Origin of the sequence: Micromonospora sp. KC207 (assembly GCF_004348615.1) — a bacterium.
Classification (GTDB): Bacteria; Actinomycetota; Actinomycetes; order Mycobacteriales; family Micromonosporaceae; genus Micromonospora.
The window spans coordinates 1-12,874 of record NZ_SMKJ01000212.1 but is presented as its reverse complement, the minus strand read 5'-3'; the positions used below and the strand labels follow the sequence as shown (position 1 = coordinate 12,874).

The 12,874-nt window shown below is 66.6% G+C and carries 3 protein-coding genes and 2 pseudogenes; 1 reads left to right on the top strand and 4 read right to left on the bottom strand.

Going from position 1 to position 12,874, the window contains the following annotated elements; translation table 11 throughout:
- Window positions 1-900: 900 nt before the first annotated feature.
- The 3 genes and pseudogenes from E1258_RS23085 to E1258_RS23075 form a co-directional block, all read right to left on the bottom strand.
- Window positions 901-1,026 (bottom strand): annotated as a pseudogene (locus tag E1258_RS23085) (IS481 family transposase); the annotation flags it as partial.
- Window positions 1,027-1,204: 178 nt separating this feature from the next.
- The gene (locus tag E1258_RS23080) at window positions 1,205-1,621 is read right to left on the bottom strand and encodes a hypothetical protein (RefSeq protein WP_132404811.1); all 417 of its coding nucleotides are present in this window, start codon (window positions 1,619-1,621) and stop codon (window positions 1,205-1,207) included.
- Between the two features lie 107 nt (window positions 1,622-1,728).
- A complete protein-coding gene (locus E1258_RS23075; protein ID WP_243715632.1) occupies window positions 1,729-8,109 on the bottom strand; it encodes an RHS repeat-associated core domain-containing protein in 6,381 nt (2,126 codons plus the stop codon).
- Window positions 8,110-8,752: 643 nt separating this feature from the next.
- Between E1258_RS23075 and E1258_RS23070 the strand changes: the two genes are divergently transcribed.
- Window positions 8,753-12,184, top strand: coding sequence for a LamG domain-containing protein (locus E1258_RS23070; protein ID WP_132404807.1), 3,432 nt, complete (start codon window positions 8,753-8,755; stop codon window positions 12,182-12,184).
- A 227-nt stretch (window positions 12,185-12,411) separates the two neighbouring features.
- Here E1258_RS23070 and E1258_RS23065 read toward each other — a convergent pair.
- Window positions 12,412-12,747: pseudogene (locus E1258_RS23065) on the bottom strand (tyrosine-type recombinase/integrase); the annotation flags it as partial.
- Between the last annotated feature and the right edge of the window lie 127 nt (window positions 12,748-12,874).

Below are 12,874 nucleotides of genomic sequence, written 5' to 3'. Positions count from 1 at the left end.
GACTCATGACCCCATCCTGGGCCGTCACGACGTCTACAGCAGTATTCAACGCTTCTCGATCCTGAACTCGCCCTGTCCGGCGGACTTGCTATGAACCGCTGGCCTCAACTCACCCTGACAGACAGGGCGCCGACGCTGTCCGTCCTGCGGGGCCAGCTCGTCGGACAGCCTCGGCACCGGCCCTCCTCATCGCGCCATGGGCTACGGGAGGTACCACCATGGGGACATTTCAGTCGGAAGCGGCAAGTCGTCTGCCGCTTCGTCCTCCGGCACTCCAGGTCACTGATCTTCCGGCAGATGACACGATCATCGGGGCGCGGCACTCCATAGGCTGAATGAGGCCATGGGCGAAACGCTCTTGGCCTCATGGACAAAAGGCCGTTGAGCGCCATATTCACTGCAGAGACATCCGCCACCTAGCCCCAGATCGCTCGGCAGGCACCGACCAGCGTCCCGGCACTGTCCTGGCTCCAGCCATGGGATGAGCGTTACTCCTTCAGTCATCTCAAGAACCTCGCGTAGGAAGGGCTGACGTCGGTGCCGGTGACCGATCGTCTTTCATCTTCGATGCATCGGCCAGCTGACATCGAGCGCGTAGACGCTCACGTCAAACTGCGGTGTAACTTCTGCGGCCCAGCGCCGCATGTCGTCGAGGAGTTCCTGCTTATCGGCATACTTCCGCGGGCCGGAGGTCCGTTGTTCGGGCGGAACCCAGTACACGAGGTAGATGCCGTGCCGCTGCCTTGCTGCCGCGAGGTATCGCTGTACCAGCTGAGTTCGCAGTGCGGTGGGCAACTCGTTGTTGCTGGCGAGCTTCGCCTCGATGATCGCTTCGGCAACTTCGATGGGCGCGGTGTTGGTCGGCGCGCCCGCGCTCAGGTCACACCCGCCCGTCCGCAGGCGGGTGGTTGTAGAGGACGCGTCATAGCGCTCGGCCGCCCGAGCGACCGGCCAGCCCTCGTCCACGATCAGACGCGCCAAACGAAGACGTGCACGAGGCGTCAAAGCAGCGTTAGCGTGGGACACGAAGGCCTCCTGGTTGGCGGAGCGGTTCCTAGACAGCTCCACTCCACAACCGGAGGCCTTCGTCATCACGTCTATCTACGTCGTGTCATCACACGACCTCAAACAACTTCCCTGGGCAGTACATCTAGCCTGGGCCGGCGCGGGTCAGGCCATCGGGGTGACCCGCGCCGGCCAGGCCTCACTCCTCGGCCCACATCCCGGGGAAGCGTGCCCGCACCAGCTCGATTAGACCCGGGTCGACTTGCTGGATGACCCGGACGACGGGCGGGCCGTCCAACCCCCAGAGCACATACATGCTGAGCACGTAGGAGACCTCGCGCTTGTCCGGGCCGGAGTAGTCCAGGAGGTCACGGCAGAACAGGCAGAAGCGCTGGACCAGGTCACGGTCGAGGTCGACCAGGCCGAGGTCGCGGATCAGCGGACCGACGGCGTGCGTCGCGTATTCGAACTGGTCTACCGGTTGCGGCATCCGGTCGGCGTCGATTGCGCGTTGCAGCTCGGTGCAGACCAGGTCCGCGATCTGCTCTCGAGCTTCTGGGAAGTGTCGCCACGCGAGGTCTCCTACTGGGCCGAAAGCCCAGGGCTGAGTCGACATCCACTATCTCCAGGCGAGTCATTAGCGTCAGAAGAGGAACCTCCGGCCGTCACCGGTAGAGGTGGACTCTACCGGCGACGGCCCGAGTCGATGCTCGGCGGTGCAGGTCAGGCTGGTGGCACTACGAGAACCTCACCGTCAGTACCGCGAAAATAAGCGTAGCCACTATCCGTGCTCCCTATATAGCCGCCACACGCCGGGGAGCCAAGGCTGCAAAGGACCTCGTTGAGCGCAGCCCCAGGGTTGTCCGACGCAAACGCCTTGCCGACCTCGTAGATCAGGACGAGGTCACCCAAGACGCTCAGCATGCTCGCGACGCCGGCCAGCCTCGGGCCACCGTCAGGGCTGATCTTGATGGTCTTCCCGTTCCGCCTCTGGATGTCGAACTTCGTCCCCGTGATCTCCCGCACCGAGTAGGCCTTCGCCCCTTCTTCGATGTTCTTCTTCGCGGCGGCGAGCATTTCCCGCCCCTGGGCCGTGGAGGTCACGTTGGCCATGAACCTTCCGCTCGTGTCCTTGGTCTGGAGCGACGACCACAACTCTCTGGCCTCGCCCAGGGCAATCTGCCGCTCGCGATCGGTCAGCAAAGGGGGCTGACCTTTACGCCGCGCATTGCGGTCGTCTTCGAGAAGGTCGGTGAGTCCTTTAAAGACATTTGCAGCCTTTTCGTAGTGCCACTTGGAACCCACCTGCTGCCCTGACATGATCTCGATCCGCACGGCCGTCCCGACCTTGCCGTCCCCCTTCCAGCGCTGCGAAACCTCCCGATTGTAGATCTGATTCAGATAGCCCTGAAGCCTGGGGCTCTTGACGGTCGGAGCTTTGGCCTTTTCCCTTTGCTCGGCGTAGTGCCTCAGCAGCCTTTCGTTGTAGGCAGCTGTGGTCTCCTCTTCCCACTTCTGTCCGCTGGGGTCCGACAGCGTGGTGGGGTTGTTGTTGGCGTACGTGTAGCTGTTCCACTGCTGCGGGTCGGCGAGATCCTGGATTGGATCGACCGAGATGAACCGCCCCAGAGCCGGGTCGTACTCCCGGGCGCCGAGGTGGGTCAGACCGACCGGGTCGGTGTCCCCGCCGACGAACCCGCGGGTGGTTGGCCATGCCGGCGTGCTGCCTCGGGTGCCGCCGTAGGGCAGTTGGCGGCGGAGGACCGTTGCCTGCGAGGCGCTGTTGACGGCGGTGTGCTGGGTCCCCTGGTGGTCGGTGTAGAGCCAGGTGAGTCCGTTCGGATTCCGGGAGGCGACGGTCTTGCCGGCGAAGGTGTAGTACCGCGTCCCGCTGACGACCGAGTTGTTGTCGCGGCGGATGTCCTGCCCGGGCAGGTACAACGTGGTGCCGGTCGCGTCGCGGCGGAGCAGGCGAGCTCCGCCGGCGTCGTAGATGACCGACTGCAGCAGGCTGGCGCCCGCGGTGACGGTCGCGAGTCGCCCTTCGGCGTCCCAGGTGAGGTTCTGCGATCCGGCGCCGGTCGTGCAGTCGTTGGCGCCCGCGGTTGCCGGGCGGCACGCCATGTTCCCTGCGGCGTCGTAGCCGTACTTCTGGGTGACCGTGGTGGTGCCTGCGGTGGTCACCTGGTCGACGGCGTGCGGACGCACGGCGTTGGCGCCGGCCGTCGGAACGCCGTAGGTGCGGGTGGTGTCACCGTTGCTGGTGTGGTTCACCTCCTGCCGGCGGTTGCCGATTTCGTCGATCGTCCAGTCCAGCCAGTACGGTGCCGGCCCGCCCAGGTTGGCCACGGAGGGGCCGGTGCCGCAGGTGACGCCCGCCTTCGGCGTCCATGCGCTGGTCAGGCGGCGCAGCGCGTCGTACTGGAAGCATTGGGTGTCGGCGGAGCCGACTTGGGGATTGTCGGCGATGGAGGTGATGTTGCCGGTGTCGTCGTAGCTGTAGTTCCGGTTTGACACCGTCCCCGTTGCCGTCTCCGGCTTGACCGACGTGTGGGTCACCCGGCGGGTGGTGAGGTCGTAGTAGGTGGCGTCCTCGACGTACGCCCCGCCGGCAGTCTTGCGAGTGGTGATGGTCGGCTCGCCGTACGCGGTGTACTGCTGGCCGATCACGTAGCTCGCTACGTTGATGGCGCTGGTGTCCAGCGATGTTGGCAGACCGGTAATGGAGTCGTAGTCGGTGGTGACGGTTTCCGCTGTGAGGCCGCCAAGGGCCGGGTAGGTGACCGACGTGGGACTGCCGTCGTATGGCGAGTACCCGTACCCGTAGGACCATGTCCCCGACAGGCCGGTGCCCTCCCCAGCCGGAATTACATAGTTCACGCCGGTGGGCTGGTAGCGGGTGTTGAAGCCGCTGACCCGCCACCTGTAGATGTTGGTGACCGCATTCGGGTAGTCGTAGCGGTAGGCCTCCGTCAGGTGGCCCTTCGCTCTGGCGGTCGAGCCGGTGTAGAGCTTGTCGTACTTCCACTCCGCCCGCAGTGCGCCGGTCGCCGAGTCGTCGCGGAGCCCAGTCTTGCGGCCCAGCGAGTCGTAGCTGTACCAGATCACCTCTCCGCGCGCGTCCGTGGTTTTTTCGAGTTCGTCGTACTCGTTGTATTGGCTTTGCGAGGTGCCCTTGTCCGGGTCTGTGATGCGGGTGACCCGGCCCTTGACGTCGAAGGCATACGACCACGTGTCGCCGAGGTGGTCGGTGACCGCTGTCAGCTTGTCCTTGGGGTTGTAGGTGTACCAGGTGGACTGGTAGGGACCGTTGACCCCGCTGGCGGTGGTGTGCTGACGCAGCTCGACGGTACGGCCCATGATGTCGGTGACCGTCGTTGTCGGGGTGCCACCCGCTGGGGGCGTGACCTTGGTCAGGTCACCCTCGTAGCTGGTGGTTGTCCGCCACTTCTCGACGAGGTTGGTGACTCCGTCGGTGCCGAAGAAGATCTGTGCCGTCGGCCGGTTGGCGCCGTCGAAGACGGTCTTGTTCACCGACGGCACCGACCATTCCGGCTCCCACCAGAGGGTTCCGGACGGGGTGCCGGGCTCGGCGTGTGCCCCGTAGGTGGTGGCGCCGCGGCCCAGTTTGTCGTAGATCGTGTCGGTCACCACGATCCCGCCGCCCACACCGGCCGTCTGAGTCTGTCGCTCACGCATGAGGGAGTCGAGGATGTTGTAGGTGACTCGGTACCCGCCACCGGCGTGCAGGGTCTTGGTGGTGGTGTACGGGTAGGCGTCGCGGTTCGGCGCGAAGGTGTAGGTGTATTCGACCGACGGGCTCGATTCGTGGCCGATGTAAGGCCACCCGATGTTCCACACCCGCCAGTTTCGGCCCAGCGCATCGTAGGCCACGTCCACGACGCCGCCGTTCGGGTCCGTCGTGCGGGTGACGTTGCCCCGGTACGGCTCCCGCTGCTTGGTGGTCACCCAGTTGTACGGCGCCGGGCCGGTGATCTGCTCCTGGGTGACCGGGCCGCCGCTAGCCGGGGTGTACGCCGTCGTCGTGGTGTTGCCCTTGACGTCGGTGTTGGTGACGGTGCGACCGAAGGCGTCGAAGGTGCTCTGCTTGGTGGTCTGCCAGATCGTGCCGCCGGTCGGGGACCAGTCCTTGAGCCTCTCGGTCCGGGTCACCGTCCCGTCGACGGGTGCCGTGTCGACGCTCGTGGCGCCGTCGTAGTAGTAGCGTGTGTCGGCGACGACATGGTCGATGCTGGTCGGCGCCGTACCGCAGGGCAGCGCCGTCATGGTCGTCTGCTTGATGGCCTTGACCAGGTTCGCGCCGGTGGCACGATTGTAGGTAACGGTAACGCACTTCTCGTCGCCGCTCTTGGCGGTGTCGCCGTCCTCCTGAGTGCGGTCGATTGTGCCGTAGGTGTCGGAGAACCAGTTCTCGGTACGTGACGTGCGCCAACCGCGCGCGCCGCCGACGCCGAGGGCCTCGGCCGCATAGCTGACCCTGGTCCCGGTGAAGCGAGCCGTCACGGTGTCGCCGTTGATCGTGCGGGTGGCGGTCGCCGCGGACATCCAGGGCACGGAAACGCTCTTGGAGACCGGCTCCGACGTGTCCCCGTTGTAGACAATTTCTTCGCGCACCATGCCCGCGAACTGGTCCTCGTCGTACACGGTCTCGGAGCCCAGCGAGGCCGGGACGGTGACCGAGCGGGTTCCGCCGGCGGGTGCGAGCCGGTCACCGTGCATGCCGCGCAGGTAGCGGGTCTCGGTGAGGGTCTGGTCGCCTGGATCCCCCACTCGGGTCCGTACGGTGGCGTAGCCGCGGAACTGGTCCCAAGTTTTGCGGTCGGTCTTGGTCAGGCCGTCGTCGTCGGCGTAGTGCCAGGCCGGCGCCCCGACATACTCGTAGTGGGTGTACTTGTTGGGCGCCGGGTGGCCGGTCTGCCAGGTCGGCAGGTCCGACTCGGAGACCGACTTGATTCGGTGCTTGTGCCACCACTCGGTCATCAGCGCCTTGCCCGTCGGGTCGTCGGGGTCGGGCACGAGCACCGGGTAGCAGCGCATGGTGTTGGTGTTGGGCGCGGAGGGCAGGTTGCTCGACGAGCACTCCGGGACGTCCCAGTCGATGTCGATCTTGGCGCCGGTCTCGGTGACGATCTGATCGAGCCGCTGCCAGTTGTTTGAGGTGTTGTGAGCGGTCAGCACTCGATTGGGCATGGAAACTGGGGTGAACGTCACCGGCGGCAACGTTATCGCGGTGCCGACCAAACCCGTGTGCACGATCTTGTCAAGCCACAGGCCGGCGTGGTCGGAGCCGTCGCCCGTGGGCGGGAACGAGTGCCCGAAGGTCCACGAGTCGACGTCCTGCCAGTCCGGGGTGGCTCGCGTGGTGTCCCAAACGCGGGTGGTTACCTTCGCGAGCCGGCGTGTGGACCAGAACGTGGGCGAGTACTTTCCGGAGCAGCTGGTCCCGGTGCACTCCTGGTCCCACGGGGTGTCGGGCCAGTTCGTGGCGTCGTGGGTCGCGCAAGACGAGGTCACGCAGCGGTCCACAGTGGTGAACAAGACTTGCGCCACCGGCTTGACGGACCGGTCGGTCGGACCCCGGTCCCAGGTTCCGTATTCGATTCGCGCGAGTTGGCCACCCCGGACGTAGGAGGTGGCATCGCTGTCGGTTCGGTTCCGCGCGTACTTGTTGCTTTCCTTGCTGTACCAGTAGGACATCGTGTTGCCGTGGACGTCCACCACGTAGTCGAGGTTCCACCGCCACACCTGGTCGCAGAAGGACGAGCCGAAGGAAGTCTGGTGGCAGGGCTCGCCGGAGTGGTTTCCGGCGACCGGGACGGCCCAGGCGGAATTTGTGGTGGCCGTCTGTCCGGGGAGGCTGTGCAGGCCGAAGAAGTACTGAGTGCCGTCCGCGCCGGTCACTTTCCAGTGCTCGCCGTTGTTGTCGCCGTTGCCGGCGTCGGTGAGCTTCTCGATTCGGGAGGCGTCCTCGTCACGGGCGTGCCAGCCCTTGCCCGACTCGTAGACCAGCTCCGAACCGGTTCCGTTGAGGGAGAGCGTGGCGTTGTCGGATCGCCAACACAGGTCGCCAGTCTTTGTGGTGTTGTTGGCCCCGTTGGCCATGTCGTCGAGGCAGTTGACGTATCGCCGCTCGATGAATCCCGGCGCGTACTCAAAGCCCTCCCCCAGCCAGGACGGCTGGTTGTTGGTCACCTGCGAGCGGCCGTCAACGCTGCCCGATGAGTAAGAAATTTCTACGGTCGGCGCCGGGCCGCCGATCGAGGGCGGCGTCCCCATCCCGTAGGACCAGTTGAAGTCGCCGGCCGACCCGCCTGCAGACCAGGTCGCCGAGGGCGCCAACGAGGTGGCGGTGAAGTCGCCGGCGGCTCCAGAGGGGCCGGCGGCGAGCGCGAGCAGCGTGCCGGTCGGGGCGCTGGTGCCGACGGTCGAACCGGCGGAACGCACCGGCACGTCGGCCGTCACGACACCGTCCCTGCTGTCGTTATGCGACGGCAATGGCGTCGCGCCGCAGCCGTCCGCGCCTGGCCTGGTCAGCGCGCAGTCCGGCAGTCGCCACAGCCGCAGTCGAGACGCCCAGTCGCCGCCGCGGGCATACCGGAAGTCGCGATAGTCCACCGACAGATGTGCTGTCCCAGCCGCCGAGCTTTCGTGATCACCGCTAACTCGGAAGAGCAGGCCGTCCTGCCAGGCGTCCGGCACCGAGGTCCGGTCGAGCAGCGCGATCTGCACGCTCGACAGCCGGTCGCCGCCAGATCCGGCGGCACGCGCCACCGAGATGGGAAGCCGGCCGGCCCGCACCTTCGTGGCCTGCGTCGCACCGACCGGCAGGCTGACACTGGCCGAACCGGCCGACGGCCAGATCGGCGCCGGTGCCGGCACCTGCCGCTGGCGCGTGTACGGCCAAGCCTTCGTCCGTACCGGCCCACCGTCGCGGTCGAGTTTCTCGACCTGAGCGGGCAGATGTGTCGGCGTGGGAGCCGCGTGCGCTGGCGCGCCCGCGAGCACCCCGCCGACGAGCGCTCCGACGAGACTGCCGCGCACCACCAGCCCGACCAGGGTAGTCCCGACGCCGCGTCTCTCCACCGGTCGAGTCGACCGGAGAGCCTTCCTGTTAAGCCTGTCGCCCACCACACGTCCTCACGAATCGAGTTTCATCAGTCAACTCGCACGGCGGTCGGCCAGAGGATGTGGACCTGCCGGCCCACGGTGATGAGCGAGACGGGACAACTCCCCGCTCGCACCACGCGACTCCGGCAATCCCCCGTGTCGGATTGAGTGGGGGGACAGTACACGTGATCACTCATCCTCGGGAAGCCTCCTTGCAGAAGAGCTGAGGTAAGCCTGAGCTGCGGACTTGCTCGCTGAACGGATGATTGACCCCTTGGTGATCGTCCACCTACGTTGTCGCTGATCTTCAACGCCTTGACACGGGGAGTTGCACGTGACGCGACGACGGACTTTGCCTCGTAACTGGGGCAGAGGACTCTTTCCTGACCTCATCCGAGGGCCTCTAGCGGGACTGACCGCAGCGACGCTCACCGCCACCGGGCTGGTTCTCGTGGCCGCGCTGGCCCCGACGCCCGCCCGGGCCGCCACGCCTGAATGCGCAGAGGTCAAGAGCTCTGAGCGGGAAGCCGTGGCGACGGCCACCGCGTGCGGCCGACCGGTGGTGGTTGGCTCGTCGCGGTCGGAGTACACGCAGGTCATCGCCCAGCCCGATGGCCGAATGCAGCTAGAGTCGGCGGTGGAGCCGCAGCGTACGCGACGGACCGACGGCTCGTGGGTCGACCTGGACCTGTCCCTGCAGTCCGGCGCGGACGGTCTGCTGCGTCCGGCAGCGTCGGTGGCTGACGTGGCGTTCTCGGCGGGCGGGGACAAGCCCCTGATCACGTTGAAGCGGGCGGGGCGGTCGCTGACGTTCTCTTGGCCGGAGCGGCTGCCGACACCAACTGTGTCGGGTGACTCCGCGACGTACGCCGGGGTGCTTCCGGACGTGGACCTGGTGGTGCGCGCGACCCGCACCGGCTTCACCCACGTGCTGGTGGTGAAGAGCCCACAGGCGGCGGCCAATCCGGCGGTGCGGGAAATCGTGCTGAAGACCGGCGGCGACGTGTCGGTGTCGCGGTTGGGCGATGGTTCGCTGTCGGCAACGGCGGGTGCGGTCGGGATCGCACGGTCGCATCCGGCGGTGATGTGGGACTCGTCGATGCCGTCGCGGAAGACGCTTGGGGGCCAGGACGCTAACGTAGCGCGGTCGGACGCGGTGGCGGCCGGTGACGGCGCCCGGACGGCGGCCGTGGCGACGCGGGTGAGCCGGGGTGAGCTGCGGCTGGTGCCGGATGCGAAGCTGCTAGTTGCGGCGGCCTATCCGCTATATATCGACCCGGCATGGTCGGTGGGCAGGTCAAAGTGGGCATACGCGACCAGCGACGGGTGCACCAACACCGACTACACGGTCGCCCGGGTCGGCTACAGCCCAGACGGGCCATGCGTCGGGTCACGGTTCCGCTCGTACTTCGAGTTCCCGACCACCAACGGCACCGTGTCGTTGAAGGGCAAGTACATCTACTCCGCGTACGTGCAGATGAGCCTCTACCACTCGTGGTCCTGCGACAACACGCCAGTCAACCTGTACCTGGTTCCGGTAATCAACGCCACCATGAAGGCCTCGTTCTCAGGAATGACGCTGAAGTCGTGGATTACCTCGCTGTCCGGGCATGCCAACAAGGGCACTGGCTGCTCGGACTCCCCGCAGCCGGACATGACCATGAACTTTGGCAACGGCAACACGAGCGTGAAGAATCAGGTCCAGGCCGCCGCCGACGGCAGCTGGAACACGATCACACTCGGGTTCAGCGCCCGGGACTCGGACGGGACCGACGAGTCCACCGGGAACCGATGGAAGAAGTTCACCCCAGGCAAGGCCAAGCTGATCGTCGACTACGACTCCCGGCCAGGCAAGCCGAACAATCTCCAGGTTGCTGAAATTGCCTGCGCCACCACCGGCGTGACCACCATCGGCACCCTTACCCCGACTCTCTCCGCGATCTACCCGGACGCCGACACCACCCAAACCCTGCTCGGCGTATACGAGTGGATCGAGGTGCCCGCGGGCGGCATCGGCACGGTCACCGACACCTATCCAACCCGGTTGGCCGCACCGGCCCAGGTCTCGGCACCGGCGAACGGACGGGGCACCACGGCCGCGGTCACGGTGGCCAAGGACAAGACTTACGCGTTCCGGGTGACTGCCAGGGACCCCGCCCCCTACAATCAGTGGAGCGGCTGGGGTGCATGGTGCCAGCTCAAGGCAGACATCACGGTGCCGCCGGTCACCGTCACGATGGTTACGCCACCGGCCGGGCCCGGCCAGCCCGGCACCTTCACAATCTTCTCGACGGCCACCGACGTGACCACCTTCAAGTACGGCTGGACCTCGCCGCCTACCACCGATGTGGCCGCCACCACGGTCACCGGCGGCAAGGCCGCGACCGTGACCCTGACCGCCCCGAAGTACGGCCTGAACATCCTGCACGCGTCCGGCATCGACGGCACTCTCAACGAGGGCTACGGCAGCATCGAGTTCACCGTCGGCCGCCCGAGCCCGGCCGTCGCCAAGTGGGGGCTGGAGACCTACCCCGGCCAGGCCCAGGCCCAGGCTCTGGCCGACTCGCAGAGCGCGTTCGGTGACACCGACGGGACCGGACCGCTGGTCAACGACACCCCGCTAACCGCCACCAACGTGACCTGGTCCAGCGACACGCACCTTCTGGGTGGCACGGTGGCAACCATGAACGGGAGCACCAGCGAGGCGCAGACGGCCATGCCGGTGATCAACACCAGCCAGTCGTTCAGCGTCGCCGCCTGGGTGCGGTTGTTGGCAATGCCGACTTGGGACATGGTGGCGCTGGTTCAGGACGGCACCGACGCGAACGGCTTCCACCTCGGTACCCGGATGGTCGGTTCGCCTGCCGTGGCGAATTGGTCGTTCAGCATGAAGAACAACTCCGCCCAGTCCAGCCTGACCCGGGCGGCTAACCAGACGATCGCGACCGCTGAGGTCGGCAAGTGGGTGCACCTGGTCGGCGTTTTCGACAAGCCTGCGGGCAAGATCCGCCTGTACGTTGACGGCCAACTGGCCATGGAGTCGGCCGGACCAGCCACGCCGTGGCAGGCCACCGGCCGCTTCGCGGTGGGCCGTGGGTTCGTTGACGGCGCCAAGGACAAGCACTGGAGCGGATCGATTACCGATGTACAGGTCTACGACCGGGTGCTGGTGGACGAGGACTACACCGGATGGTTCGCGCCGGACCCGGAATCGGGCGGCTTCGACGAGCCGGGCATGCTGACCCCCACCCTGGTGGGTCAGTGGGGCTTCGAGGGGGCCAGCCAGTGCTGGATCCAGAACCTCGCGGACACCTGCGAGGCCATGGACGGCACCCAGTTCGGCCGCTGGCTGGCGCTGCAGCGGGGCGCCGATCCCAACGCCGCCGGCAACCGGGACAACGGTCTCGCCCTGGACGGGAACTTCTACCCACCGGAGCAGGGCGGGTGGGACGAGACGACCCAGGAGTGGGCCCGGACGGCGTACAAGAACGGAGTGACCGGGCCGGACGCCGAGGGCAACACGTACACGAATTGGCAATACACCCCGGTGTTGCGGACCGACCAGTCGTTCACGGTGTCGGCCTGGTTGAAGCTGAACGCCATAGACCGTTCCCAAATGATCCTTGCCCAGGAGGGGACAGTCAACAACGGCTTCTACCTCTACTACGGCAACGACAACGGCGGGGAGTGGAAAATCAAGATGCTCAAAGATGCGGCCACCCCCGACGGAGGCACCGGCACGACCATCGCGGCAGCCCCGGCAAAGGACCTCGACGAAACCTGGCACCACTTGGTCGGCGTGCTGGACGTGGGGCACCGCCAGCTCAAGCTCTACGTCGACGGTGACCTGGTGAAGACAGTCGCACTGGACGCGGCCTGGCAGCCGTGGCAAGCCAACGGCCCGCTGCGGATCGGCAGCGGCTGGGGCAACTACAACCCGCTGCATGGCACGGTCGACGACGTCGCCGCGTACCAGGGCGCAATGACCGCCGTCCAGGTCAGGGCGCTGTATAACGCGCAAGTCGTCCGCGACCCAGTGCCGACGGACTAACCTGCCCTGGCGGCGGCCCAGCGGGTCGCCCCGCAGAGACGCCTAACGGCGGTCGGGCATGCCCGACCGCCGTTAGGCGTCTCTCGGCCGGAGGCCGGCGCGGGACTCTTGCCCATGGAATCGGTTGGCGCCGAGGAGGAACGCGGCCAGCAACGCCAGGCCCGCCGGAGTCACGGTCATCCAAGGCGGTGGCGTAGGCGAGTCGGTCGGCGACTGTCCCGGTGTGTCTATCCGGTCTCGGGTGGGTCATGGGGGCGATGCTCGGGTTCGGTCGCCGCATGGCCGGCTCCGAGCTGTTCGAGTATGTCGGAGCTGTCCGGGGCGAGGGCGGGCTTGACGATGTAGTGCTTGTTGGTGACTTGCTCGGTGGCGTGTCCGAGCTGGGCTGCGGCGCGCTTGGCGTCGGCCTCCTTGTCGATCAGGGTGGCGACGGTCTTGCGGAAGGTGTGCGGGGTGACCCATTCGAGGCTGGCGTCGGCGCGAGCTTGACGCCACTGGCGGCGCACGTTCTGGGGAGACAGCCAGGTGCCGCGCCGGGAGGCGAAAATCGCATCGTGGGGGTTCCCTGTCTGTCAGGGTGAGTTGAGGCCAGCGGTTCATAGCAAGTCCGCCGGACAGGGCGAGTTCAGGATCGAGAAGCGTTGAATACTGCTGTAGACGTCGTGACGGCCCAGGATGGGGTCATGAGTC